Annotated in this window: 24 protein-coding genes; 18 read left to right on the plus strand and 6 right to left on the minus strand. The window is 71.7% G+C overall.

Annotation, left to right across the window (positions count from 1 at the left end):
• Positions 1 to 32 precede the first annotated feature (32 nt).
• The 4 genes from ACMTAK_RS28335 to ACMTAK_RS28350 all read left to right on the plus strand — a co-directional run bounded on the left by ACMTAK_RS28335 (position 33) and on the right by ACMTAK_RS28350 (position 4,429).
• Complete coding sequence (locus ACMTAK_RS28335; RefSeq protein ID WP_413808792.1) at positions 33 to 842, plus strand: LuxR family transcriptional regulator; 810 nt, start codon at positions 33 to 35, stop codon at positions 840 to 842.
• Between the two features lie 156 nt (positions 843 to 998).
• Positions 999 to 1,742, plus strand: coding sequence for a thioesterase II family protein (locus ACMTAK_RS28340; protein WP_413813013.1), 744 nt, complete (start codon positions 999 to 1,001; stop codon positions 1,740 to 1,742).
• 4 nt (positions 1,743 to 1,746) lie between these two features.
• The gene (locus ACMTAK_RS28345; RefSeq protein WP_413808793.1) at positions 1,747 to 2,475 is read left to right on the plus strand and encodes an IclR family transcriptional regulator; all 729 of its coding nucleotides are present in this window, start codon (positions 1,747 to 1,749) and stop codon (positions 2,473 to 2,475) included.
• 85 nt (positions 2,476 to 2,560) lie between these two features.
• Entirely contained in the window at positions 2,561 to 4,429 is a 1,869-nt protein-coding gene (locus ACMTAK_RS28350) for an AfsR/SARP family transcriptional regulator (protein WP_413808794.1), read from the plus strand.
• Between the two features lie 53 nt (positions 4,430 to 4,482).
• Here ACMTAK_RS28350 and ACMTAK_RS28355 read toward each other — a convergent pair whose 3' ends face one another.
• Both ACMTAK_RS28355 and ACMTAK_RS28360 read right to left on the minus strand, forming a co-directional pair.
• The gene (locus ACMTAK_RS28355; protein ID WP_262699247.1) at positions 4,483 to 4,758 is read right to left on the minus strand and encodes a hypothetical protein; all 276 of its coding nucleotides are present in this window, start codon (positions 4,756 to 4,758) and stop codon (positions 4,483 to 4,485) included.
• Positions 4,759 to 4,897: 139 nt separating this feature from the next.
• Complete coding sequence (locus ACMTAK_RS28360) at positions 4,898 to 5,395, minus strand: hypothetical protein (RefSeq protein WP_413808795.1); 498 nt, start codon at positions 5,393 to 5,395, stop codon at positions 4,898 to 4,900.
• A 578-nt stretch (positions 5,396 to 5,973) separates the two neighbouring features.
• On the opposite strand from ACMTAK_RS28360, the gene ACMTAK_RS28365 reads away from it, so the two are divergent.
• From ACMTAK_RS28365 to ACMTAK_RS28425, 13 genes are all read left to right on the plus strand, one after another.
• The gene (locus ACMTAK_RS28365; RefSeq protein ID WP_014061562.1) at positions 5,974 to 6,225 is read left to right on the plus strand and encodes an acyl carrier protein; all 252 of its coding nucleotides are present in this window, start codon (positions 5,974 to 5,976) and stop codon (positions 6,223 to 6,225) included.
• Positions 6,226 to 6,279: 54 nt separating this feature from the next.
• Complete coding sequence (locus ACMTAK_RS28370; RefSeq protein WP_413808796.1) at positions 6,280 to 7,521, plus strand: beta-ketoacyl-[acyl-carrier-protein] synthase family protein; 1,242 nt, start codon at positions 6,280 to 6,282, stop codon at positions 7,519 to 7,521.
• A gap of 230 nt (positions 7,522 to 7,751) precedes the next feature.
• Complete coding sequence (locus ACMTAK_RS28375) at positions 7,752 to 8,885, plus strand: beta-ketoacyl synthase N-terminal-like domain-containing protein (protein ID WP_413813014.1); 1,134 nt, start codon at positions 7,752 to 7,754, stop codon at positions 8,883 to 8,885.
• A complete protein-coding gene (locus tag ACMTAK_RS28380; protein WP_413808797.1) occupies positions 8,882 to 9,826 on the plus strand; it encodes a beta-ketoacyl synthase N-terminal-like domain-containing protein in 945 nt (314 codons plus the stop codon). Before ACMTAK_RS28375 ends, ACMTAK_RS28380 begins: the two co-directional genes overlap by 4 nt.
• Complete coding sequence (locus ACMTAK_RS28385) at positions 9,826 to 10,749, plus strand: alpha/beta fold hydrolase (protein ID WP_413808798.1); 924 nt, start codon at positions 9,826 to 9,828, stop codon at positions 10,747 to 10,749. Before ACMTAK_RS28380 ends, ACMTAK_RS28385 begins: the two co-directional genes overlap by 1 nt.
• Positions 10,746 to 11,765, plus strand: coding sequence for a hypothetical protein (locus ACMTAK_RS28390; RefSeq protein WP_413808799.1), 1,020 nt, complete (start codon positions 10,746 to 10,748; stop codon positions 11,763 to 11,765). The genes ACMTAK_RS28385 and ACMTAK_RS28390 overlap by 4 nt, the downstream gene beginning before the upstream one ends.
• Positions 11,766 to 11,796: 31 nt before the next feature.
• Positions 11,797 to 13,044, plus strand: coding sequence for a beta-ketoacyl synthase N-terminal-like domain-containing protein (locus ACMTAK_RS28395; RefSeq protein ID WP_413808800.1), 1,248 nt, complete (start codon positions 11,797 to 11,799; stop codon positions 13,042 to 13,044).
• Positions 13,041 to 13,520 carry a 3-hydroxyacyl-ACP dehydratase FabZ family protein gene (locus tag ACMTAK_RS28400; protein ID WP_413808801.1) on the plus strand — a complete coding sequence of 160 codons (480 nt, stop codon included), beginning with the start codon at positions 13,041 to 13,043 and terminating at the stop codon, positions 13,518 to 13,520. The genes ACMTAK_RS28395 and ACMTAK_RS28400 overlap by 4 nt, the downstream gene beginning before the upstream one ends.
• Positions 13,520 to 14,014, plus strand: coding sequence for a 3-hydroxyacyl-ACP dehydratase FabZ family protein (locus ACMTAK_RS28405; protein ID WP_413808802.1), 495 nt, complete (start codon positions 13,520 to 13,522; stop codon positions 14,012 to 14,014). Before ACMTAK_RS28400 ends, ACMTAK_RS28405 begins: the two co-directional genes overlap by 1 nt.
• A gap of 55 nt (positions 14,015 to 14,069) precedes the next feature.
• Positions 14,070 to 14,816 (plus strand): 3-oxoacyl-[acyl-carrier-protein] reductase, encoded by a 747-nt coding sequence (gene fabG / locus ACMTAK_RS28410; RefSeq protein WP_413808803.1) that lies wholly within the window; start codon positions 14,070 to 14,072, stop codon positions 14,814 to 14,816.
• Between the two features lie 25 nt (positions 14,817 to 14,841).
• Positions 14,842 to 15,555, plus strand: a complete 714-nt coding sequence (locus ACMTAK_RS28415; RefSeq protein ID WP_413808804.1) for a 2-hydroxychromene-2-carboxylate isomerase — start codon at positions 14,842 to 14,844, stop codon at positions 15,553 to 15,555.
• Positions 15,556 to 15,642: 87 nt separating this feature from the next.
• Complete coding sequence (locus ACMTAK_RS28420) at positions 15,643 to 15,849, plus strand: MbtH family protein (protein ID WP_044573519.1); 207 nt, start codon at positions 15,643 to 15,645, stop codon at positions 15,847 to 15,849.
• Positions 15,850 to 16,010: 161 nt separating this feature from the next.
• A complete protein-coding gene (locus ACMTAK_RS28425; protein ID WP_413808805.1) occupies positions 16,011 to 18,098 on the plus strand; it encodes an ABC1 kinase family protein in 2,088 nt (695 codons plus the stop codon).
• A 297-nt stretch (positions 18,099 to 18,395) separates the two neighbouring features.
• On the opposite strand, the gene ACMTAK_RS28430 is transcribed toward ACMTAK_RS28425, so the two are convergent.
• From ACMTAK_RS28430 to ACMTAK_RS28445, 4 genes are all read right to left on the minus strand, one after another.
• A complete protein-coding gene (locus ACMTAK_RS28430; RefSeq protein WP_413808806.1) occupies positions 18,396 to 19,505 on the minus strand; it encodes a prephenate dehydrogenase in 1,110 nt (369 codons plus the stop codon).
• Positions 19,502 to 21,994, minus strand: a complete 2,493-nt coding sequence (locus ACMTAK_RS28435) for an aminotransferase class I/II-fold pyridoxal phosphate-dependent enzyme (protein ID WP_413808807.1) — start codon at positions 21,992 to 21,994, stop codon at positions 19,502 to 19,504. The genes ACMTAK_RS28430 and ACMTAK_RS28435 overlap by 4 nt, the downstream gene beginning before the upstream one ends.
• On the minus strand, positions 21,991 to 23,022 hold the full coding sequence (hppD, locus tag ACMTAK_RS28440) for a 4-hydroxyphenylpyruvate dioxygenase (RefSeq protein ID WP_413808808.1): 1,032 nt from the start codon (positions 23,020 to 23,022) through the stop codon (positions 21,991 to 21,993). The genes ACMTAK_RS28435 and hppD overlap by 4 nt, the downstream gene beginning before the upstream one ends.
• Before the next feature lie 266 nt (positions 23,023 to 23,288).
• Positions 23,289 to 23,900, minus strand: coding sequence for a hypothetical protein (locus ACMTAK_RS28445; RefSeq protein WP_413808809.1), 612 nt, complete (start codon positions 23,898 to 23,900; stop codon positions 23,289 to 23,291).
• Positions 23,901 to 24,225: 325 nt separating this feature from the next.
• Between ACMTAK_RS28445 and ACMTAK_RS28450 the strand changes: the two genes are divergently transcribed.
• Entirely contained in the window at positions 24,226 to 25,452 is a 1,227-nt protein-coding gene (locus ACMTAK_RS28450) for a cytochrome P450 family protein (protein ID WP_413808810.1), read from the plus strand.
• Positions 25,453 to 25,480 lie beyond the last annotated feature (28 nt).

Below are 25,480 nucleotides of genomic sequence, written 5' to 3' on the forward strand. Positions count from 1 at the left end.
CTCACGCGGGGGTGAGTGGTGTGCCATCCGGGGTGTCCGAGAGCTCTTCGGGCAGCAGCCGTCGAGAGGTCGACCTCGTTCCGGTCGAGGCCGCCGATGAATTCGAACGGGAGCTGCTGGAAGTCAGCGCGCTCCTCGCGTCCACGGTGGACAGACGCCGTAATCAGCTGCACCGCGACTCCATGGTGGACGTCATCGACACCCATGAGGACGCCGTCGAGACGGCGGCGCGGCTGGTCACGGGTGCGGCCGAACACGTCGACGTGGTGCTCGCCGCGGAGCCCGCGTACTCCGAGGCGGTCCACGGTGCCCTGACCGCGCTGCTGTCCGGTACGGGGCGGAAGACCTCCCGGGTGCGGCTGCTGTGCACGCCCTCGACGCTCGACTGGCGGTTCGTCTCGGCGCATGCCGCCGAACCGCGGGTACGGACCCGGGTGGCCCGGATCCCCGCGCTGGTCGCCGTGATCGCCGACAATGAGCACGCGCTGGTGTGCGCCGCGTCGGTGTCCGGCCGCCGGGCCTCGGTGGTCCGCGCCCCCGGTGTCATCCAGCCGCTGGTCGCGCTGTTCGACGGGGTATGGCGCAACGCGGTCGAGGTCTCCGACCGCATCGAATTCGGTGACAAGACGCGGGCGGATATCGCACAGCAGATACTCGAGCGGCTGCGGGCCGGGGTGACCGACGAGGTCGCGGCTCGGGAACTCACGATGTCCGTCCGCACCTACCGAAGATATGTCGCGGAGATCATGGCATTACTCGGGGCGAATTCACGATTTCAGGCCGGAGTGCGCGCCGCGGAACTCGGTCTGCTCATCTCGCAATCCGCCGGCGAGCGACGGTGACAGCCATCGCATTCTTTTCAGTGGCTCAATGGCAGCTTCATGACCGGCCGTTGCCCGGTGCATCGGGGCGCGGCTAGAACTGGCCGCAAGGAATGCGGGCGGGTCACCAGGGCGACGGGGGATCGGCCGACGATGACGAGGAGGGGCGTGGAGAAGATGGCCGTCGGCATCGACAGCAAGTGGTTCCGCAGATACGGGACCGGGGCGGCGCCGCGCGGGCGGCTGGTCTGCCTGCCGCACGCGGGGGGATCCGCCGGGTTCTTCCACGGCTGGGGGACCGCCTTCGACTACGGGGTGGAAGTGCTCGCCACGCGTTATCCGGGCCGGCAGGAGCGGCTCGCCGAGCCGGGCATCGACCGCATCGAGGACCTCGCGGACGAGGTCACCGCGGCCCTGCTGCCCTTCGCGGACGTGCCGTTGACCCTCTTCGGCCACAGCATGGGCGCGTCCGTGGGGTACGAGGTGGCGCTGCGGCTGGAGAGCCGGTACGGCATCCGCCCCCAGGCGCTCTTCGTCTCCAGCCGGAAGGCCCCGCACGAGCTGACGCCCCGGACCACCTACCTGGGCGGCGACGAGGCGCTGCTGGAGGAGGTGCGGGGGCTCGGCGGCACCGACGGCGAGCTGCTGGACGACCCGGATCTGCGCGAGGTGGTGCTGCCCGCGCTCCGGGCGGACTTCAAGGCGGTCGGGACGTACGGCCCCCGTACCGCGGTGCCGGTCGGCTGCCCGGTGGTGGCGCATGTCGGGGACGGCGACCCGCACATCACGGCGGAGGACATGGCCGCCTGGGGCGAGGTGGCGCCGGCGGGCTTCGAACTGCGGGTGCTGCCGGGGAACCACTTCTACCTGGTGGAGCAGCGCGACGCCGTCGTCCGCGCGCTTGCCGAGCATCTGGGTTGAGTCCATGGCCCACTCGACGATGACCTCACCGCCGCCGATGAGCGGAGTGGGCGTGCTCGACAAGGCGTCACTGCTGCTCGGCGTGTTGGAGAGCGGCCCCGCCACGCTGGCCCGGCTGGTCTCCGACACCGGTCTGAAACGGCCCACCGTGCACCGGCTGGTGGTGGCCCTGGAGCGGCTGAGGCTGGTCGCCCGCGACGGGCAGGGGCGCTTCGCCCTCGGCCCCCGGCTGGGCGACATGGTCGTCGAGGCGCGCCAGGACCGGCTCAAGGTCCAGGCGGGCCCGGTCCTGGCGCAGGTGAGCGCCCGGACCGGGACGAGCGCCCGGCTCCACCGGCGCCGCGGCCGGATGCGGATCTGTGTGGCCTCCTCCGAGGTGCTGGGCGGTGAGCCGATGCCGGTGGGCACCGCGTTTCCCATGAAGTCCGGGGCGGTGGCCCAGGTACTGCTCGCGTGGGAGGAACCCGAGGTGCTGTACGAGGCGCTGCGCGGGGCCCGGTTCAGCGCGGCCATGCTCTCCGGCGTACGGCGGCGGGGCTGGGCCCAGAGCGTCGGGGGCTGGGAGCCGGACATGGCGACCGTATCGGCGCCGGTGCGCTCCCCGGAGGGGCGGGTGATCGCGGCGCTGTCGCTCTCCGGGCCGATCAGCCGGGTGAGCCGCAATCCGGGGCATCAGCTCGGCTGTGAGGCGATCGACGCGGCGGTGCGGATCGCCGAGTTGTCAGGTTGCTGACGCCTCGCCGACGGCGGGGCGGGGTGGGACGAACGAGGGCGGGGGTGGTCGGACCGAACGACACCGAGGCCGTGGGGAGGCAGCTGTGCGGCAGGTGGAGTTCGGAATCCTCGGGCCGGTGGAGGTGCGCGTGGACGGGCTGCTGCTGCCCGTCGAAGGCGCCAAACAGCGGACCGTGCTGGCCGCTCTGCTGCTGTCCGGCGGCCGGGTGGTCTCGGACGACCGGCTCAGCGAGCTGCTGTGGGGACGCAATCCGCCGGTCACGATGACCGCGCAGCTCTACACCCATATCTCGCGGCTGCGGAAGCGCTGCGCCCCCTGGCTCCAGCTGGCCCGCCGGGGCCCGGGGTACGCCATGGACCACAGCGGGGCCCGGTTCGACTGGGAGGAGTTCCAGCGCCTCGCCGAACAGGGGCGCGGTGAACTCGCCGACGGCCGGTACGGGGACGCCGCCGAGCGGCTGCACACCGCCCTGGCGCTGTGGCGGGGGCCCGCCCTGTCGGATGTGACCGGCTTCCTGGGGGAGACGGAGCTGCCGCGGCTGGAGGAGGCCCGGATCAGCGCGGTGGAGCACCGCATCGAGGCGGAGCTGGCGCTGGGCCGGCACGCCCGGTCCGTACCCGAACTGACCCGGCTGGTGGCCGAGCATCCGCTCCGGGAGGGCCTGCGCGGACAGTTGATGACCGCGCTGTACCGGTGTGACCGGCGGGCGGACGCGCTGGCGGTCTACGAGCGCGGCCGGCGGGTGCTGCGCGATGAGCTCGGGATGGACCCCGGTGCGGGGCTGCGCCACGTCCACCACGGGGTGCTGCGCGGCGATCTGCCCGGTCCCGCCGCCCCGGAGCCGGTCCGGGTGCGGCTGCACAAGGCGGGGCGGGCGGGCGTCCCCGGGCCCGGGTCGATGGCCGGGGACATCTGGGCCGGTCTGATGCCCGCCATGCTGCCGACCGACATCGCCGATCTGAGCGGGCGCGCCGAGCAGCTCGCGGTCGTGTCGGACGGGCTGCGAGCCCCCGGGCGTGGCGGGGCGACGGTGCTGACCGGCGCTCCGGGGACGGGCACCTCGGCGCTGGCGGTGCACGCCGCGCACCGGTGCCGTGCGGACTTTCCGCACGGGCAGCTGTACGCCGACCTGAGGGAGGAGGGCGGCGGGCCCAAGGATCCGCTGGATGTGCTCGGCTGGTTCCTGCGGGCGCTCGGCGTCGGCCATCACGATCTGCCCGCCGCCCTGGACGAACGGGCGCAGCTGTACCGCAGCCGGCTGGCCGGCCGCCGGGCGCTGGTGGTGCTGGACAACGCGGTCGAGGACCGGCAGGTGCGCCCGCTGCTGGTGAACGGCGACGGCTGCCGCACGCTGATCACCGGTCACTCGTCGCTCACCTCGGTGGAGGGGGTGCGCGTGGTGCGGCTCGATCCGCTGGACGCCGCGGAGGGGCGGCTGCTGCTGGCGGCACTCGCGGGGCCCGGGAGGGTGGCGGCGGAGCCGGAAGCGGCCGACCGGATCGTGGCGCGGTGCGACGGGCTCCCTCTGGCGCTGCGGATCTGCGCGGCGCGGCTGGCGGCCTATCCGCAGTGGCGGCTGGCGCATCTGGCGGACCGGCTGGCGCCCGCGGAGCGGCGGCTGGGCGAGCTGTCCCTGGGCAGTCTCGATGTGCGGACGACCCTGAGCCGCTGTCACGCCCGGCTGGCGCCGACGGCCCGGTACGCGTTCCGGGCGCTGGCGTACCGGGACCAGGGCTCCGCGTTCACGGCGCGTCAGGCGGCCGTGGAGCTGCGGTGGCCGGAGGGGCGGGCCGAGGACGTACTGGAGTCGATCTCGGAGGTCCGCCTGCTGGACATCATCGCCGACGGGGACCAACTGCGGTACCGGTACCGCCCATTGGTGTGGCTGTTCGCCCGTGAGCAGCGGGGCCGCGGACCGGGGCCGCAGTCACCGCCGGGCGGTACGGGCTGATCCGGTCGGGCCCCGGGCGGCCCTTGGCGGCCCCGGGCCCCGGCCGATCCGGCTCAAGACGCCTCAGGCGGGTCCGCGATGGTGCTGTGGACGGCGTTGATGAGCATGGCCACCAGGCTGGCCCAGCGGGCGCCCGCGTCGCTCATCAGCGACTGCCGGGGCCCGATGTACTCGGCGTACTCCGTGCGGTGCGGGTCGAGCGCCAGCTCCCTGACGACCGCGGCGAACTCCGCCGGATCGCCCAGGTCCCGGCGTTCCAGGTGCTGGAGCCAGGCCGTGAAATCGAGTTCCACTCCGGCCGGAATCTCAGTGGTCGATACGTTTTCCACTGCACCTCCCTCGTCTGTGCGGACCGGCATCCATGTCCGCGGGACCAGCATGGAATGCCCGCCTATGGCCGTCCTATTCCAGTGGAGGTCCATGACTATAGGCCGGTGATAGACGGACCGGTCGGCCTACGGCGTTCGGTTAGACGCGGGGGAAACGGGCCTGCAGATTCCAGATGGCGGGGTTGTCCGCGAGCTCGTCGTGCAGATCCACCAGATCCGCGATCAGATCGTGCAGGAAGTCCCGGGCCTCGCGGCGCAGTGCGGCATGGGAGAAATTCAGCGGTGGATCCGTGGCCGGTGCCCAGTCGGCGGTGATGTCCACCCATCCGAAGCGCCGCTCGAAGCGCATCCGGTCGGTGGATTCGGTGAAGTCCAGTTCGGCGTGGACGGGGGTGGCGGAGCGGCTGCCGCGCGGATCCCGGTCGAGCAGTTCGACGATGTCGCACAGCGCCCAGGCGAAGTCCAGCACCGGCACCCATCCCCAGGCTGTGGACAGTTCGCGGCCGGTCGATGTGTCCGTCAGGTGGACATCGCCGCAGAACAGGTCGTGGCGCAGGGCCTGAACAGGGGCGCTCCGGTAGTCCGTCTGTGAAGGGTCCGGGAAGCGGTGGGAGAGGGAGTAGCCGAGCTCGATCACCGACCGATGGTGTCATGGCGTCCCGCCGGCCCGCGGCGGGGGGCGGGCCCTGCGCTGGCACCTTCCTGTTAGCGCCATTGTGGAAGATCAACGAACTCGGATAGAAATCCAGTCAGTTGACGGAACACCCCGTGTCCCGGAAGTGGACGGCGGGAGATCCGACTCCGGCGGTGGTCATCCCCCGAACGACCGCCGGTGCCTCCCTCCGGCGCGCCCGCGGTGCTCCGCGCACCCGCCGCGGCATGCCGGGAGGAGGAGGTCAGGGGCTCGGACCCACCGTGCGAACCAGCCACGGGACCGGGCCCCTGATCAGGGGATGGCGGCGGACGAGAACGATTCGCTGGCAGCTTCCTGTACCGGCTGTTGCGCGGTACCGGCCGCGCGGATAGTTCTGGTGGGAAGCGCCGATAAATAACCGCCGATGAGCGGGAATCCGGGTAGCGGGCAGGTCTGCCGACCGGGATGTGGCAGCTTTATGCAGTGGGCATTGCGCGGTATCGCGGGGTGCCATAGAAAGATCCGAGTCCAAAATGGAAACGGCCCGTGAGTCGGCCTTGTTCGAAAGTGGGGGATCCATCATGAGTTCGGTGCATGAGGAGCGGGTGCAGAAGATCAAGGAGATCGTCTGCGATGTTCTGGAGATCGAAGAGGACGAGGTTACCGAGACCAGCCTCTTCAAGGAGGACCACTCGGCTGACTCGCTGCGTTCCATCGAAATTCTCGCGAATCTCGAGAAGGAATTCCACGTCACCATCGACCAGTCGGAACTCCCCCGGATGGTGCACCTCAAGGGCGTCTACGAGGTAGTCGCCGAGTCCGCCGGCTGGTAAAGCGGCGCTTTCGTATCTGCGGACACGGCCGGAACAGCGGACGAAGGGGTCGGGATGGCGGAGTCGGGGCATGCGAGCCCGCGAAGAGTGGTGATCACCGGTCTCGGTGTGGTCTCCAGTATCGGTATGGGCGTCGAGGAGTTCCGGCGGGGACTGCGCGCCGGAAGCAGCGGGGCCAAGCCGATCACGGTGTTCGACGTCGAGGGGTTCGACCACGCGAACGGCTGTGAGGTGGAGGATTTCGCCCCCGAGCGGTGGATACGCCACCTCGCGGTCGAGCACCTCGGCCGGGCGACGCAGTACTCGGTCGCCGCGGCCCGGATGGCGATCGAGGACGCGGGGGTTTCCATCGCGGACTGGCGGTCGCTGCCGGGTCTGATCTCCATCGGGACCACCGACGGTGAATCGAGGGACCTGGACCACCTGGTCGAGGCCGAGATCGCCCACGGTCCCGAGCACATGTCGCCCGAACTCGCCCGCCGCGTTCCGGCCGGCCGCCTGTCGGCGGCCATCGCACAGGAGTTGCAGCTGTCCGATGTGGAGGCGGTGACGATTCCGACCGCCTGTGCGGCCGGTAACTACGCCCTGGGCTACGGCTATGACGCGGTCCGCTCCGGGGACGCGGAGTACGCGCTGTGCGGTGGCGCCGACGCGATGTGCCGCAAGACGTTCTCCGGTTTCTACCGGCTGGGCACCATCGCGCCGGACCGGTGCCGGCCGTTCGACGTCGACCGCAAGGGCATCCTCACCGGTGAGGGGGCCGGGGTGCTGGTCCTGGAGAGCCTGGAGTCCGCGCTGGCCCGTGGCGCCCGGATTTACGCCGAGGTGCTCGGATACGGCCTGAACTGCGACGCCTACCACCAGGTGGCGCCGAACCAGGACAGCGTCGGCCGGTGCATGCAGCTGGCCCTGGAGAACGCCGGGGTCAAGGCCGACCAGGTGGACCTCATCTCCGCCCACGGCACCGGCACCAAGGCCAACGACGTCACCGAGGCACGCGCCATCCGCGAGGTCTTCGGCAGCCGTCCTCCCAGGACCATCTCGATGAAGTCGATGATCGGCCACACCATGGGCGCCGCCAGCGCGCTGTCGGCCATCGGCTGCGCCCTGGCGATCACCGAGAAGTTCATTCCGCCGACCATCAACCACACCACCACCGACCCCGAGTGCGACGTGGACTGCGTGCCCAACGTGGCGATCGAGGCGGAGCTGAAGGTCGTGCAGAACAACGGCCTGGCCTTCGGCGGCAACAACGCGGTGGTGCTGCTCGGCCGGTACGACGAGGTGCCGGCATGAGCTGGGCGGTGACCGACACGGGGACCGGGACCGACACGGAGGCCGTGGCCGGGTTGGGCGGTCGAGGTGCCGGCATGAGCTGGGCGGTGACCGGCACGGGGACCGGGACCGATACGGAGGCCGTGGCCGGGTTGGGCGGTCGAGGTGCCGGCATGAGCTGGGCGGTGACCGACACGGGGACCGGGACCGATACGGAGGCCGTGGCCGGGTTGGGCGGTCGAGGTGCCGGCATGAGCTGGGCGGTGACCGGCATGGGCGCCGTGGCCGGGCTGGGCGGGGATGTCGACGAGCTGTTCCGCAACCTGTGCGCGGGCCGCTCCGGAGTGGCCGAGCTGCGCGGCTTCGACCACGCCCGGCACACGGCCCGCCACGCGTACGAGGTGGACAACCGCCCCGCACCCGGGGTGGACGTCACCCGGCGGGCGACCGGACTGCTGCTGGACGCGGTCGGCCAGGCGGTGCGCGACGCGGGCCTCGACGACAGCGATCTGAGCGGGGTGCCGGTCCTGGTCGGCACCGGGCTGCGCGAGCTGCGCTCGGTGGAGCTGTGGCGCACCCAGGGCGCCGAATTCCCGGCCTCCCAGCTCCACTTCGGCACCGCGCTGCGCGAGACGTTCGGGGCCGATGACACCCACACCCTGTCCAACGCGTGCTCGGCCGGGCTGTACGCCCTGGCGCTGGGCGTGGACCTGCTGGCGCAGGGAGCGGACACGGTGGTCGTGGCCGGGGTCGACGTGCTCACCGAGACCATGTACGGCCTGCTGGAGCGGGTACAGCCGGTGCCCCCGACCCGGGTGCGGCCGTTCGACCGCGACCGGGACGGCGTCCTGATGGGCGAGGGCGCGGCGGCCGTCGTGCTCAGCCGGATCCCCGGCGGACGTCCGGTGCACGGCCTGGTCCGGGACGTCGCGGTCAACTGCGACGCCTTCCATGTGACGGCGCCGGACCCGGCCGGTATCGCCGAGGCGATCAGGGAGGCGCACACCCGGGGCGGGGTGAAGCCCGCGGACATCGACCTGTTGATGGTGCACGGCACCGGGACGCTGCTCAACGACGAGGCGGAGGCGACCGCGCTCGCGGACGTCTTCGGCCCGGACCGGGACAAGCCCCTGGTGACCGCCACCAAGTCGATGACCGGGCACACCTCCGGCGCCTCCGGGCTGCTCAATCTGGTGGTCACCCTTCGCTGCCTGGCCGAGGGGCTGGTGCCGCCGACCGTGGGCCTGGACGACCCGGTGGACGAGGCGGACGGATTCCGCTTCGTCACCGGCGAGGCCGCTCACCGGTCGCTGACCGTGGCGCAGTTGAACGCATTCGGCTTCGGCGGCATCAACGCCGTCGCGATCCTGGAGGCGGCCCGATGACCGTGGTGGTGAGCGGGGTCGGCGTGGTGCTGCCCCGCGCGAGGTCGGCACCGGAGCTGATGGCACCGGCGGCGGACGCCCCGCCCGTCGAACCGAAGGACCTGGTCGGCCGGAAGGGCCTGCGGTACAAGGACCGGGCCACTCAACTCGCCTACTGCGCGGCCGACGCGGCCCTGCGCGACGCCGGTCTGCTGGACGACGGGGGCCTGCGCGTCCCCGGCGGAAGCGTCGCGATGGTCGCGAGCTCCAACTACGGCAATCTCGACACCATCTGCCGGGCGATCGACACGATCGCCGAGCAGACGGCGGCGGCGGGCAGCGCCATGGACCTGCCGAACGCCTCGAGCAATGTCATCGCCTCCTCCGTCGCCATCCGCTTCGGGCTGCGCGGCCCCAACCTGATGCTGTGCAACGGCGCCACCTCCGGGCTGGACGCCGTCCACTGGGCGGCGACGCTGATCCGCGGTGGCCGGGCCTCCCGGGCGCTGGTCCTCGGCGTCGAACCCGACAACGAGTCCGTGCGCGCCTTCACCGGCGGATCGCGGACCATCGACGGGGCGGCGGCGCTGGTGGTGGAGAGCGAGGAATCGGCCGCCGAACGGGGAGTGAACGCGCCGGCCGTCCTCGGCGATTACGTCCGGGGCGCCGGACTGGGCCGCACTCTGGACCGGCTGGCCAGGACAACCGGCGACCGGCCGGCCCTGTGGCAACTGCCCGAACAGCGTACGGCCGTCGTGCCGGACACCCTGCTGGCGGGCGTCCCCCGGCACGATCTGGGCGAGGTCTTCGGCCTGGGCTCGGGCGCGCTGGGAGTGCTCCAGTGCGCCGCGGCCGTCGGCTGGTTCGCCCGGGGCGGAGCCGGTCCGGTGTACGCCACCGCGGGCACCGACGCCGACGACGCCAGTGCGGGCATCGCGCTGCGCGGGCGGGCAGCGGCCTGATGTCTGCCGGTGACCGTCTCGTGCGGGGACTCGCCCAGGAGGACGGTGGGCCCGCCGAGGCGTCCGCGCGGGGCGACAAGGAGAGCCCCGTGGTCGTGACCCGGCGTGCCCAGGGCGACCCCGGGCGGGGCCGGGTGCTCTTCCTGCACGGACTGTCCAACAGCAGCACGGTGTGGGACGCCTGCGTCGAGCACGGCCGGCGGGCCGGCGGGCCCGAGATGTGGGCCGCCGACCTGCCCTGGCGGGGCCGGAGCGTCGCCGGGTGGAGCGCCCGGGGCGATCTCGTGCCGTATACGGGCGACGCCCTGCGCGCGGTGCCGGGCGGCGCCGCCGTGGTGGTCGCCCACTCGATGGGCGCGAACGTCCTGATGGAGTTCCTGGGCCGCCGGATCGCGGAGGGCCTGGACCCGTTCACCGAGTTCGGCATCCACGGCCTGGTGCTGGTGGCCCCGTTCTACCGGCGCACGGCCGAGGAGTTCGACTGGGCGAGCCTGGCGTACTCCGTGGACAACATGGCCCCGCTGATCGCCGAGGGCATCCGGGTGCACGCCGGGGACCGGGTCCCCCGGGCGGCCCGTCAGCACCTCGCCGAGCGCATCCGGGACTGGGTCGGCCCCTATGGCTGGATGCGGTTCTTCGAGATCTATCTGCGCACCCCCGCCCTGCGGCTGGGAGGGTTCACCGTGCCGTGCCTCGTCCTCGCCGGTGCGGACGACTTCGCCGCGCCGCCGGCCGAGGGCCGCGCGCTCGCGGACGGCCTCCCCGACGCCGAGTTCCGTCTGCTGCCCGACTGCGGGCACTTCCTGATGATCGAGCGGGCCCGGCAGTTCGCCGCCCTGCTCGACCGCTTCGTCAGCACCTGTTCGGCCGTCCGTCCGCACGGCGGTCCCGGCCCCGGATTCCCATGGGAGCACGATCGATGACCACAGTGGCCGAAGGCGCCGTCAAGAGGCTGCTCACCAGCGAGACGACCGCGTCGCTGCGCACCCGGTACGAGGGCTCCAACATCTGCACCTGGATCGGGTTCAAGCACATCAACTACCTGGTCGAGGAGGCGATCCTCTGCCACTTCGCCGACGCGGACCTTCCGGCGCGGGCGCTGTACGCCGAACATGGTCTCGGCGTGGACGTCGTCGACCTCGACACCCGGATCCTGCACGCCCTCTACATGGACGAGACGGTCCAGGCGCGGGTGGTGCCGACGGCCGGGGACGACGACTCCTTCATCTCCTTCACGGTGTCCCTGCACGCCGAGCGGGACGGCGCGGACACCAAGGTGGTGGGCGCCAACGCCAAGGTGGTGCTGCGCTCGGACAGCTATGTCGAGGCGGCCGGTGAACCGCCCGCCGAGCTCGCCCGGTTCGTCACCGACCGGCTGAGCACCCCCGGCGCCGTCGCCCCCGAGCCGCCGGAGCTGACCGGCGCCGACCTCGCGGCCGTCACCACCTCGCTGTCGGCCGGCCGCGGCACCTCCGGCCCCGATCCGGTGCTCGACCTGCTGACCTCGGGGAAGAACGCGTTCGGCTGGAAGTGGCGGATCCCCTACCCGTACTGCCACTTCTCCGAGCGGCTCCAGATGTCCAGCTATCTGCGGCAGATGGAGGAGGTCGTGGACCTCTTCCTCGCCGACCGGGGCATCTCGGTGAAGACCCTGCTGGACGAGCGCCGGTGGATCCCCGCCTGCCCGCACTCCAGGATCCAGATCCTGGACGAGGCGCTGATGGAGGAGGACCTCTACACGGTCTACACCGTCGAGAACGTCTTCAAGGACTTCACCTACACCTCCCGCATGGACTGCTATGTGGTGCGCGACGGCAGGCTGGTGCCGACCGCGACCGGCAAGGTCACCCATGGCTACGCCCTGATCGAGAACCGGCGGGACTGGAACCTGATCAACTTCGACGAGCGCGTCTCCAAGGCGCTGCGCGGCGAATCCTGACCGACGACGGCGACGGAGCGACGGAGCAGACATGAGTGGCGGCACAGCTCTTGTGAATCGACCGGTCATCACGGCCTGGTCGGCGGTATCGCCCTTCGGGATCGGCCGCGCGGCCTTCACCGAGGGGATCAGGGAACGCCGGCCCGCGGCGGCCGGGCTCGACGACGAGCGGTGGCAGGCGGCCGGGGACCGCGCCTGTCTGGTGCCCGACTTCGACCTGCGTACGGTGCTCGGGAAGAAGGGGGTCCGCTCCATGGACCGGGTGACCGGCCTCGCGGTCACCACGGTCGCCCGGCTGCTCGACGACGCGCCGCGCAACCGGTGGGTGGCCACCGGCGAGGACGCCGCCCTCGTCCTGGGCACCACCACCGGCAGTGTGCAGAGCCAGATGGACTTCACCCGGGACTCGTTCACCGGGGAGAAGCCGTATCTGGTGGACCCGGCGCGCTTTCCCAACGCCGTCATGAACTGCGCCGCGGGGCAGAGCGCGATCTGGCACCAGCTCAAGGGGCCGAACACCACGATCGCCGGTGGCCACGCGGCGGGGCTGTACGCCCTCAACTACGCGCGCCGGCTGCTCACCTTCGGCCGGGCCAGGACCGTGCTGTGCGGTGCGGTCGAGGAGTTCTCGCACGCCCGCTCCTGGCTGGAGCGGCACGCGCACCGGCCGGGCACCGAGGGGCCCGCGCAACTGCCCGGTGAGGGCTGCGGACTGCTGCTGGTGGAGCAGCGCGGCTCCGGTGTGCGGGACGACACTGCCTGCACAGTTGGTGCGTCGCCGGCGGTGCAGCGCGGCTCCGGTGCGCGGGACGACACTGCCTGCACAGTTGGTGCGTCGTCGGCGGTGCAGCGCGGCTCCGGTGCGCGGGACGACGCCGAGCAGCCGGTGCTGGCGGAGATCCTCGCGGTGGAGATGGGCATCGCCCTGGACGGCGGGGTCCGCCCCGCGCTGGCGGCCTGTCTGCGCCGGGCCCTGGACCGCGCGGGGGTGCGCCCGGAGGAGATCTGGGCGGTCTCCACCAGCGAGGCGCCCGGCCCGTCCGGGGAGCAGGAGCGGGCCGCCGTGGCCGAGGCCGCCAAGGGAGCGGATCCCGTCCACCTCACCCAGGCCGCGCTCATCGGGGACACCGGGGCCGCGGCGGCGGCGTTCCAGATCGCCGGGGTGCTGGTGCACGCCGAAACCACCCCCGAGGCCGCCGACCGGGTGGCGCTGGTGACCTCCGTCGACCGTGACGGCGCGGTCGGCTGCGCCCTGCTGCGTCTGGCCGGTCCGCGATGACCGGGGCCGTCGGGATTGCCGGGGCCGCCGGGACGACCAGGACCGCCGGGACCGCCGGGACCGCCGGAACGCCGGGCACCCGGCCGAGCAGTCCGATCGCCGCGCGGGTGGAGGTCGTCCGTCCGGCCGCCGCCGACAGCCGGGGCAAGGTGCGTGCGGTGACGGCCGTCACGGTGGGCGAGGACGAGGCGGTCTTCCCCGGGCACTACCCGGGCTTCCCCATCTTCCCCGGGGTCTGCGTGATCGAGTGCGTGCACCTCAGCGGTCTGCGGACCCCTCCGCCGGGCTCGGCCGGTCTGGAACTGGTGGCGGTGGAGAGCACACGGTTCCTCAGGCCGGTCTTCCCGGGCGACCGGCTGGAGGTGGACCTGGTGTGGACCGGCGGGTCCGGGGCGTGGCGGTGCGCCGCCAAGGTGGCCACCGAGCGCGGTGCCGCCGCCCAGGTCAGACTGCGGTTCACGGCCGAGGAGGCGTGATGATCGGTCAGTTCGAGATCAGAAAGGTGCTGCCGCACCGGTTCCCGATGCTGCTGCTGGACCGGGTGACCGAAGTGGTCCCGGGGCAGCGGGTGACCGCAGTGAAGGCCGTGACCTGCAATGAGCCCTGGTACCAGGGGCTCGGACCGGACGCGGCGGCGGAGGCCTACGCCTATCCGCGGGTGCTGCTGCTGGAGTCCTGGTGCCAGTCGGCCGGGCTGCTGGCCACCTGGGAGTCGCCGGATCCCGATGTGCTCGAGGGCCAGGTCATGCTCTTCGGAAGCGTGTCCGGGGTCGAGTACCACCGGCCGGTGCTGCCGGGGGACGTACTGGAACACCGGGCGTCCATCACCCGGGTGGTGGACGACACCGTGATCATCGAGGGCGGTTCCACGGTGGCGGGTGAGCCCGCTCTGACGGTCGGCCTCGCGGTGCTGGCCTTCCGCCCGGCGGGGGAGCTGCGGCCCGGGGACCCTGCCCCCGCTCTCGCCTGACCCCGGCAACAGACATCCGGTCCCACGCGGCCGGCCGAATCGCTTTGGAGAACCAATGGCAGAGAACGCATCCCGGGTGGCGCTGGTCACCGGCGGTTCACGGGGAATCGGCCGGGCGACGGTGGAGCGTCTGGCACGGGACGGCTTCGATGTCGCCTTCTGCTACCAGTCGAACGAGGCGGCCGCCCTGGAGCTGGAGAAGGAGGTCATGGAGACCGGGGTTCGGGTACTGAGCCGCAGGGTCGACGTCCGTGACGCCGGGGCGGTGCGCGCGCTGGTCGCGGAGACCGAGCAGACGCTGGGTCCGATCGACGTGGCCGTGACCGCCGCCGGTATCACCCGTGACAATCCCCTGCTGCTGATGAAGGACGACGAATGGCATGACGTGCTGGACGTCAACCTCGACGGGGTCTACCACGTCTGCCGCTCCGTGGCGTTCGGCATGATGAAGCGGAAGAGCGGGGTGATCGTCAATATCTCCTCGGTCGCCGGTGTGTACGGCAACGCCACCCAGTCCAACTACTCGGCCTCCAAGGCCGGGATCATCGGCTTCTCCCGGGCCCTGGCCAAGGAGGTCGGGCGGTACGGAATCCGCGCCAATGTCGTCGCCCCGGGGTTCATCGACACCGACATGACCTCCGTGCTCACCGGCCAGGTGAAGGACAAGGCGCTGGAGTCGGTGCCGCTCGGGCGGCTGGGGCGGGCCGATGAGGTCGCCGACCTCGTCTCGTACCTCGTCTCGGACCGTGCGGCCTATGTCACGGGCTCCGTCGTCCAGATCGACGGCGGCATCACCATCTAGCTTCGCCCCGAACCAGGAGGTTTCATTGGCCGTCAAACCACCGCGCTGGTATTTCTCACTCCGCAGCCCCTATTCCTGGCTCGCCTACCGTGAACTCACCGAGAACGCGCCCGATGTGGCGGACGCGATCGAATGGCGTCCGTACTGGGAGCCGGACGAGGTGAGCGAGCGCATGCTGGCCGACGCCGGGATCCACCTCCCTTATGTCGCGATGTCGAAGGAGAAGCACTTCTACATCCTCCAGGACGTCAAGCGGGCGACCATCGAGCGTGGCCTGTCGGTGGCCTGGCCGATCGACACCGCTCCCAACTGGGACGTTTCCCATCTCGCCTATCTGGTCGCCGAGGACGCCGGCCGCGGGCGGGACTTCATCGACGCCGTGTACCGGGCCCGCTGGGAGAACGGCATCGACATCTCCGAACGCGCCACCATGGCCGCGATCGGCCATGAACTCGGCCTCGACCCCGATGCGTTGGCCGGTGCGGTCGACGATCCGGAGATCCGCCGGCGGGGCGTCGAGGCGCTGCGGGCGGTGGACCGCGACGGAGTGTTCGGAGTGCCGTTCTTCATCCACCGGCACGACAAGTTCTGGGGACTGGACCGGCTCTCGGGTTTCGTCGCGAGCGTCCGTGCCAAGACCCGGACCGCCGTCGTGGAACAGCGGGAGAACGACCGCGGGGTCGAGCCCGCCCTGCTCGTCCCGGCCGGTGACGCCGGCCACGCCGGTGGCTGCGGCTGACCGGACCCGCTCGCAAAGACCAGACAGACCAGACAGACCAGACAGACCCGATAGGCCCAATAGACCCGCCAGAAAGGCGATCACGCCATGAGCAACCCCTTCGAGGACGAGAACGGCAGCTACTACGTGCTGGTCAACGACGAGCAGCAGCACTCGCTGTGGCCGGCCTTCGCGGAGGTACCCGCGGGCTGGACCGTCGTCCATGGCCAGGACAACCGCCAGGCGTGCCTGGACTACATCAACGAGAACTGGACCGACATGCGGCCCAAGAGCCTGATCGAGGCGATGGGCTGACGCCCGCCACGCCCTCCCGCGCCACGGGGCCCGACATCCCGACGTCGGGCCCCGTGGTGTGTGTCTGGCAGGTTGCTGCGTGACATGCGGGCAGCACGGTCCGAGCCGGACGATCCGGACTACTGTTGACGCACTGTTCATCGCACCCGGGGGGACGTGCCATGACCTGGCTGGCTGCCACCAGCATCGACGACCTGTCCTTCGGGCTGCTGATCGTGCTGATCGCCGTGTCGTCGCTGGGCGTCTTCGTCTTCGGCGTCTCGGCGATCTCCGGTCGCCTGCTCGGCATCCGGGTGGGCCCGCTGCGCGCCCTCGGCGCCGGTCTGGTCGGGCTGGGCGCGATGCTCGTCTTCAAGCCGACCATGCACGACCAGCAGAGCATGGGCGTGCTGTACGGCGTGCAGGTCGGGGTGTCCGTCCTCGCCGCGATGGCCACCCTGGTGCTGGCCGAGGTCTTTCTGCCGCGCGGCAGCTGGGCGCTGCCCATGCGGCTGTGGCGCGCGATGCGCAGCCGGCTGCGGCGCACCCGCCGCTATTCGCAGATCAGCCGGATCTTCATGCGCCACGGGCTGAGCCGTCCGCTGCGCAGCCGGCACAGTCTGGAACGGGCCCTGCGACCGGGCGAGTTCGGCGAGCGGATGGCCAGGGGGCTGCGGCTGGCGCTGGAGGAGTGCGGCGGGGCCTTCATCAAACTGGGCCAGCTGCTGTCCACCCGGCGCGATCTACTGCCCTCGCACTTCATCGACGAACTCAGCCGTCTGCAGAGCGATGTGGCGCCCGCGCCGTGGGGGGACGTGGCGGCGCTGCTGCGCGCGGAGCTGGGCAGGCCGGTGGAGGACGCCTTCGAGTGGATCGAGCAGGTCCCGCTCGCGGCCGCCTCGATCGCCCAGGTCCACCGCGCCAAGCTGCGCGGGGGTCCGGTGGTCGTGGTGAAGGTCCAGCGGCCGGGCATCCGCGAGATGGTCGAGCGCGACCTGGACATCGTCGTCGCGGTCACCCGCGGCCTCCAGCAGCGGTCCCGGTCCTCCCACGCCATGGGGCTGCGGGATCTGGGCGACGGCTTCTCCACATCGGTGCGGGAGGAGCTGGACTTCCGGATCGAGGCCAACAACGCCGCGGTGGTGGCGGCGTCCTGCGGCGGGTACGAGGCGGACGCCCTGGTGCGCGTGCCCCGGGTGTACGAGGAGTTCACCACGGCCAGGGTGCTGGTCCAGGAGTGGCTGGAGGGGGTCACCTTCGACCGTGCGGCGACCGTCGCGGACCGCAAGGGGCTGGACCGCCACCGGATCGCCCGGACCGCCTTCGCCGCCATGCTGCACCAGATCCTGAAGGCGGGGGTGTTCCACGCCGATCCGCATCCGGGCAATGTGCTGCTGCTCGACGACGGACGGATCGGCCTGCTCGACTTCGGCTCGGTGGGCCGTATCGACCCGTCCGTACGCCATGCCCTCCAGGAGATGCTGGTGGCCGTCGACCGCGGCGACCGGGCCGGTCTGCATGACGCGCTGATGGCCCTGCTCGGCACGAGGGCCACCAGGAGCGAGGACCTGATGCTCAACTCGCTGCTGCTGGAGCGGGAGCTGGGGCAGTTCATGGCCCAGCACCTGGGGGCGGGGGCGCGGCCGGACACCGAGATGTTCACCGCGCTGTTCCAGCTGCTCGCCCGGTTCGGTCTCGCCGTTCCGCCGGAGGTGGCCGCCGTCTTCCGGGCCCTGGCGACCATCGAGGGCACCCTGGGCCGGATCACCCCCGACTTCAACATGATCGACGAGGCCCGGGCGATCGCCGTGGACCTCCTCACCGACCGGCTGCGGTTCCGCGCCACGGGTACCGGGAGCGAGGAGGAGGGCGGGCTCGCGTCCGGGTTCTCGTCCCTGGCGCGGAGCGCGACCCATGAGTTCCTGTCCGCGCTGCCGATGCTGCGGCGGCTGCCTCGGAGGGCGGAGCGGATCGGCGCGTCGCTGGAGGAGGGGCGGTTCACGGTCCGGGTGCGGGTGCTCGCCGACGAGCGGGAGCGGCGCTTCGTCTCCGGGCTGATCCACCAGATGACGGTCACCCTGCTGGGGGCCTGTACGGGGCTGATGGGGGTGGTCCTGGTGGTGTTCGGCACCGGGCGCGGGCCCCGGGTCACCGCGGAGGTGGAGCTGTTCCCGCTGCTCGGCTATCAGATGCTCGCGGTCAGTGCGATCCTCATGCTGCGCGCCCTCTACACCGCGATACGCCGGCCGAACACCCACGACACGTTCTAAGCGGTCCGCGGGAAGTGCCCCGACCTGCCGTCGATCGTCTGCGACGCCGTCGTGGCCGGTCCCACGCGGCGGAGCCGCATATCGACGCAGCCGCGGCGGAGCCGCATACCGACACAGTCGCGGCGGAGCCGCACATCGACACAGCCCCGCGCCCCTTCGCGGCGCGTCCGAACCGCGGCCGACTTCCGCCGATCCGCTGAGCCCCCGGGGCCGGGGGCGGACCCCGGCCGACGCGGTACGGGACATCCGGTGCGCACAGCCGCGGACCGGCCCCTGGGCGGAGCCGGTCCGGATTCCTCAGGCGTCGCCGACCAGCAGTGGCTTCTCCCGCATGGTCCAGCCGTTGGCGTCCAGCACCCGCCGTACGCCCGCGACGGAGGTCGAGTCCACGAGCAGTTCGACCAGGCCGCGCGGCTGGTCGAGGGAGTGCTCGATGCGCACGTCCTCGATGTTGACCCCGGCCTCGCCGACGGTGGAGAACAGCCGGGCCAGCGCTCCGGGCTGGTCCGGGACGGCCACCGGGATCGCCACGTACTCGGCGGGCCGTGAACGCTGTTTGTGCGGTACGCGGGCGTGGCCCCGGTTGCCGCGCCGCAGCAACTCCTGGAGATCGGCGGCGGCCTGCCGGCGCCCCTCGGACTCGGCGCCGGGCAGCGCCCGCAGGGCGGCGATCAGTTGTTCCAGGTCCTTGGCGTAGTCGTCGAGGACGTCGGCCACCGCGTCGGCGTTCGCGGTCAGGATGTCGCTCCACAGGGCGGGTTCGCCCGCCGCGATGCGGGTGACGTCCCGCAGTCCCTGTCCCGACACCCGGATGTGCTCGGTCTCGGCGTGCTCCAGCCGGGCCGCCATCATCGAGGCGACCAGATGCGGTGCGTGCGAGGTCAGGGCGACGGCGCGGTCATGGGCGTCGGTGTCCATCAGGACGGGGACGCCACCGCACAGCGAGACCAGCTCCAGCCCCCGGTTGAGCGCCGAGCGATCGGTGAGGGGCGAGGGGGTCAGCACCCAGGGGCGCCCCTCGAAGAGGTCGGCGCGGGCCGCGAGCGGACCGGAGCGCTCGGCGCCGGCCAGCGGATGTCCGCCGATGTAGCGGGACGGATCGCCACCGGCCGCGCGGACCTCCTCGTGCGGCCGCACCTTGACGCTGGCCACATCGGTGTAGGTGTGAGCCAGCCCGTCCCGCTGACAGCGGGCGAGCACGGTGCCGATGCTCGCGGGCGGCACCGCGAGGACGGCGAGGTCCACCTGCCCGGCGGGCATCTCCAGCGAGCCAGCCCCCAGGGCCTCGGCGGTCCTGGCGGCCGTGGTGTCGGCGTCGTCCAGGTACACCAGGACGCCCCAGCGGCTCAGGGCGAGGGCGATGGACGTCCCGATCAGCCCGGTTCCGACGACGACGGCGGTTCTCATGTGTCACGTCCCGATGTGGGTCCGGTGGCGCCGGGGCGCTCGATCTCCGACTGGAGGAAGGCGGCGAGCCGCGCGATGCCGTCCTCGATCTCCGCTGGGCTCAGATAGCTGAAGGAGAGGCGGATCGACCGTTCGCCGCCGGGGCCCGGGTAGAAGTAGGCCATCGGTGTCCAGATGACGCCGTGGTCCTCGGCCGAGCGCAGCAGCGCGGCGTTGTCGGCGGGGAACGGCACCCGGACGGTGAGGAAGAAGCCGCCGCTGGGCCGGTTCCAGCCGATGCCGAGCCGGTCGCGGACGTCTTCGGGGAAGTGGCGGTCCAGTTGCTCGAGGGTGACGCGGAGCGCCTCGCCGTAGTGCTTGGCCGGCACCGCGTTGCGTTCGGTGAGCCGGCCGCCGCAGGCCAGCAGGGCACCGGCGACGGCCGCCTGGCTCAGCGCCGGGGTGTTCACCGTCACCATGCTCTTGATCTTGGCGAGTTCGTCGGCGAGCAGGCTCTCGGCCCCCGACGGATCCCGTACGGGCTGGTCCGCGACGACGAATCCGACGCGGGCGCTGGGGAAGACCGACTTCGAGTACGACCCGATGTGGATCACCCGCCGTGCGTGGTCCATCGACTTCAGGGTGGGCAGCTGGACGCCGGGGCTGACCAGCCGGTACGGGCTGTCCTCGAGGATGAGCAGATCGTGCCGGGCCGCCAGCTCCAGCAACTCCTCGCGAGCGCGCCGGGACATGGTGTTGCCCGACGGGTTCGAATGGTCCGGCACCACGTAGAAGGCGCGCGGGCGGCGGCCCCGGGCCCGCTCGGCGAGGACGGCGGCCTCCACGTCGGCCACGTCAAGACCGTCGGCCCGCTCCTCGACGGGGTGTACGGGCACCCCCAGCAGACTGGCGGCTCCGGTGATGCCCACGTAGCAGGGGCTGGCGACCAGCAGGACGTTCCCGGGGTCCGTGAAGAGCGCGCGCAGGGCCAGCAGCATCCCCTCCTGGGCGCCCACCGTCACCACGATCGCGCCCGGCGGGGCGTCGATGCCCTCGTCGGCGCGGAGCGAGTCGGAGATCAGTTCGCGGATCTGGCCGGCGGTCGGGCCGTACTGGTACAGCGCGGTGCGGATGGCCTCGTCCGAGGCACCGCCCGCGGCCAAGTGGTCCAGATAGCGGCGGATGTGATCGAGGATCTCGTCCTTGTCGAAGAACTCCTCGTACGGCCTTCCGGGGGCGAAGGAGACCACGTCCGGGAAGCGGCCGGTGATCTCGTTCAGGAAGTTCATGGTGTCCAGCACCGGGTCGGACACGCTGTGGTGCAGATCTTCTTTGCGCAGCCCCGCCGTCGGCTCCGGCGGGCGCGGCGGGTCGTGGCGCGGTGCCCCGCCGGACCGGCGGTGGAGCGCCACGGTGGTGTCCTCCGGCGCGGCCGGCAGCGAGGCGTCCGCGTCGGCGACGGTGGCGGTGCCGGTCAGCGCCATGGCCTCCGACAGCTCGTCCAGGATCAGGCCCAGGACGCCCGCCACGCCGTTCCCGCCCGCCACGGCCAGTCCGTGCAGCACCGGGCGGCCCAGCAGCACGGCGTCCGCCCCCAGGGCGAGGGCGCCGAGGACGTCCCGGCCGCGGCGCACGCCGCCGTCCAGGAGCAGGGCGCAGCGGCCGTCCACGGCGGCGGCGATCCGGGCGAGCACGTCCAGGGTGGCGGGTGCCCCGTCCAGCTGCCGTCCGCCGTGGTTGGAAACCACGATGCCGTCCACGCCCGCGGCGATCGCACGCCGGGCGTCCTCGGCGGTCATCACGCCCTTGACCAGTACGGGCAGTCGGCTGACCGAGCGCAGCCAGGCGATGACCGACCAGTCGAGCGAGGGGTCGAGGCCGGTGCGGCCGTGCTCGGACGGGGACGAGTAATCGGCCTCGTCCGCAGGCAGGTTGGCGGGCGCGATATGCGACGGCAGCCGGAAGTCGTTGCGCAGGTCGCGCAGTCGGCGGCCGAGCCGTGGGGTGTCGACGGTCAGGACCAGCGCCTCGAAGCCGGCGGCCTCCGCGTGTTCGATGAGCCGCCGGGTCGTGGCGCGGTCGCGGAAGCAGTAGACCTGGAGCCACAGCGGCGAGGTGGCGGCCGCGGCGATCTCGGCGAAGGTCCGCCCGGCGAAGGTGCTCACCACGAGCGGGAGGCCGGCCGCGCCCGCGGCCCGCGCGGTGGCCGTCTCGCCGTCGGGGTGCATCAGCGTGTGGTAGGCCATGGGCGCCACGGCCACCGGCGCTCCCCACCGCCGTCCCAGGACCGTGGTGGACGGGTCGCACTCGCCCGCCCCGGTCAGGACCCGGGGGCTGAGCCGGATGCGGTCGAACGCCGCCCGGTTGGCGGCGAGCGTCCGCTCCTCCCCGGCCCCGCCCTCGATGAAGTCCCAGACCGCCGGGGTCAGTCGGGTGCGCGCCCGCTCGGCGTACTCCTCGAGGGACAGCGGCGGCCGGGAGGCGCCGGAGGGGGTTGTGCGGCCGGTCACGAGTTGGCCGCCCGGGCGCGCTCGACGGCCTCGTACAGCGCGCGGATGTTGGAGCTTCCGAAGCCCTGGGCCCCGTGGCGCTGGATGAGTTCGAAGAACAGGGTGCGCCGCTCGAAGGGCGAGCGGGTGAAGAGCTGCAACAGGTAACCCCACTCGTCGCGGTCGGCGAGCACATTGGTCTTGCGCAGATCGGTGATGGTCTCGTCGAGGTTGTCGATCCGCTCGGCGAGGGCGTCGTAGTAGGTGCCCGGGGTCTGCAGGAACTCGATGCCCCGGGTCTCGAACTCGACAACGGCCGGGATGATCTCGTCCACGAGGAACGCCAGGTGCTGCACCCCCGGGCCGCCGTTCCGCTCCAGGAATTCATCGATCTGGCCCGGCTTCTTGGTGCTGTCGGGCTCGATGATGGTGAAGGTGATCCCGGACGAGGGGCTGCGCACCACGATGGAGTCCATGGCCTGCTCGCCGACGGCGACGTATTCGCTGGAGTACTGGTCGAAGCCGAATCCGTCGATGTAGTACCGGACCGTGTCGTGCAGGGTGCCGGCCTCGAGACAGACCGCGATGTGGTCGAGCAGCCGCAGTTCGGTCGTGGTGCCGGCCCGGGGGGCGCCCGCCGGCGAGGTGACCCAGTCCCGGCCCGGGGGCAGCCCGTGCGGCTGGTCAGCGGAGCGCTTGAGGAGGGTGTGGCGGACGGCGCCGAAGCCGGAGACCGCGGGGCCGGCCGGGTTGCCGGAGGTCAGATCGCGGGCGCCGGCGGCCAGGGCGCCCTCGTGGGCCGCGAGGGGGTCCTCGCAGGCGAAGGCGATGTCGGCGATGCCATCACCGTGTTCGGCCAGGAAGTCGGCCGTGCCCGGTCCCGAGGTGATGACGAGCTGGATTTCCTTCTCGCGGAGCAGGGTCGATTCCAGCGCGCCGGTCCGGCACCGGGCCTCTTCCTGAAAACCCATACCGGACACGAAATAGTCCGTGGTTTTCCGCTGGTCGTTGGTGTAGATCTCGATGTACTCGACGTCATGCGCGGTCACGATGCTCCCCATCCGACGATTGCCTCGCCACACATGTGTGTGTGCAACTCGTGGAATCGCACGGTACCGGGACGGGGAAGCGGGGCCATGGGCCGCCGAGAATTCTTCTATAGACGGAAAGAGACGGGTGCGGAATTTTCGCGGAAGGCGGTGGAGGGCGTACCGCCAAGACGGCCCGCCGACCGCGTCAATCGCCTCTTTTCGGGCGGTCGCCGATGATCGTGAAGACGGTCGGCCGACCCTGGCAATGGCTTATTCGATTCTCTTCATTTGAACGCTTTGCGGCGCACCGCGTAAGCGTAGGTGACGGCGGCCAGCAGCGGCCCCCAGGCGAGCAGCGGCAGATAGGCGGTGACGAACACCCAGGATCGCCAGCCGAGTTCGCCGACGTCATGGATGAGCGATCCGCGCCAGCCGCCGCCCCCGAACTGGCGGCCGTCCAGCGCGCGCCCCCGCAGCGAGAGGACCAGGGTCATGGTCCAGGTGACGGTGAGGGCCACCGCCCCGAGCGCGGCGGGAATGATCGCGGACAGCGGCCGTACGGGTTTCCCGGCGAGGAAGGGGACCCAGCGCGGCCACACCTCGCCCCAGGTGGAGACCAGCCCCACGGCGAGGAAGGCCAGCCCCTCGGCGACGAGGGACAGGATGACGACGTAGATCTCCAGCGGCAGCCAGCCCGGCAACTGTCCCCGTCCGATGTCCACGTTCTTGGTGAGCGGAACACCGAAGGTGACCTGGGCGATGCGCCACAGCCCCGAGGGCAGCACGACCAACGGGATCAGAAAGGCCGCACGCCGGGCCCAGACGGGCACCCCTTCGGCGGGAGTGCCGTGCAGCTTTCGATAGCCACGGGAAACGGCGGTAAGGATTCCGGACACGGGGCCCTCCAGGAGACACGGGGAAACGTGCGTCCGTTGCTGGATCGCTGCCAGGAGAATGGCATACGGCACCCCGCACGCGACTCCTCCCACGGAGGCAAACCCACACGCCGTCGGGGGGAGCTCCCCTTCGCTCCCTCCTCCGTCCGGATGACCGCGAGGGAGGGGGTGAACGGCTTTCGAACACGCTCCGTGGGAGCTCGATAGAAATCCTCGAAGTGCGCCGGGGAAGCGCGGAAAAGCCTGCTATCAACGGATCGGAGACGTCGTTCACCCACCCTGCTTCCGCGACATGCGGCACGGGCCGACCGAGAGGACCGGACACATGTCCGAGGAGACCAGCCGGACGCCGGAGGTGCTGGGTGAGGACTTCATCCGCGACCCGTACCCGGTGTACGCCCGGCTCCGCGAGCGAACCCCGGTGGCGCGGGTCGTGCTCGGCGGGGCACCGATGTGGCTGGTGCTCCGCCATGAGGCCGCGCGCGCCGCGCTGACCGAGCCGAAACTGCACAAGGACCCCGAGCGCTGTGCCCGGCTGGCCGCCAAGCACGCGGGCGTCGACCCCGTCGAGCAGCCCGCCGAGAAGTCGCCCGGCCAGCGGATGCTGGTGGAGCACATGCTGGGCATGGACCCGCCCCACCACACCCGGCTGCGCAAGCTGGTGGCCAAGGCGTTCACCGCACGGCAGATCCAGGCGCTCCGGCCGCGGATCGAGCACACGGTCGGTGCCCTGCTCGACGGCATCGCCGGGCAGGGCGAGGTGGACCTGCTGAAGGTGTTCGCCTTCCCGCTGCCGCTCACCGTGATCTCCGAGATGATCGGCGTCCCCGAGGCCGACCGGGCCGCCTTCGGAGCGTGGTCCAACGCGCTGACCGTGGCCGTCCAGCCGCAGGAGATGCACCGCATCGCCGACCAGATGGCGGAGTACCTCACCGGCCTGATCGCCGCCAAGCGGGCGGCCCCGGCCGACGACCTGCTCAGCGGGCTGATCCAGGCGCGGGACAACGAGGACCGGCTCAGCGAGAACGAGCTGGTGTCGATGGTCTTCCAGCTCCTGGTGGCCGGATACGAGACCACCGCGCATCTGATCGGCAACGGGATGCTCGCCCTGCTGCGCCACCCGGACCAGCTCGCCGCCCTGCGCGCGGACCGGTCGCTGCTGCGGGGCGCGGGCGAGGAGTTCTGCCGCTACGACAACTCGCTGCACCTGAGCACGCTCTCGGTGACCACGGAACCGGTGGAGATCGCCGGTGTCCGCGTCCCGGCCGACGAGTTCGTCATCGTCTCGCTCGGCGCGGCCAATCACGACCCCGAACGCTTCGAGGACCCCGAGCGGTTCGACATCCGCCGGGAGACCGGCGGGCATCTGGCGTACGGCCACGGCATCCACCACTGCATGGGCGCGCCCCTCGCCCGGTTGCAGGCCGAGATCGCCGTCGGCGCGCTGCTCGACCGCTTCCCGCGGATCGAACTGGCCGTGGCGGCGGAGGGGTTGCGCCGCGAGGTGAACCTGACCCGGGGGCTGGAGTCACTGCCGGTCCGGCTCGGCTGAGCGAGGCGGACCGGACCGGCGTACCGGC

Source organism: Streptomyces lacaronensis (assembly GCF_047337785.1).
Taxonomy (GTDB): Bacteria; Actinomycetota; Actinomycetes; order Streptomycetales; family Streptomycetaceae; genus Streptomyces; species Streptomyces lycopersici.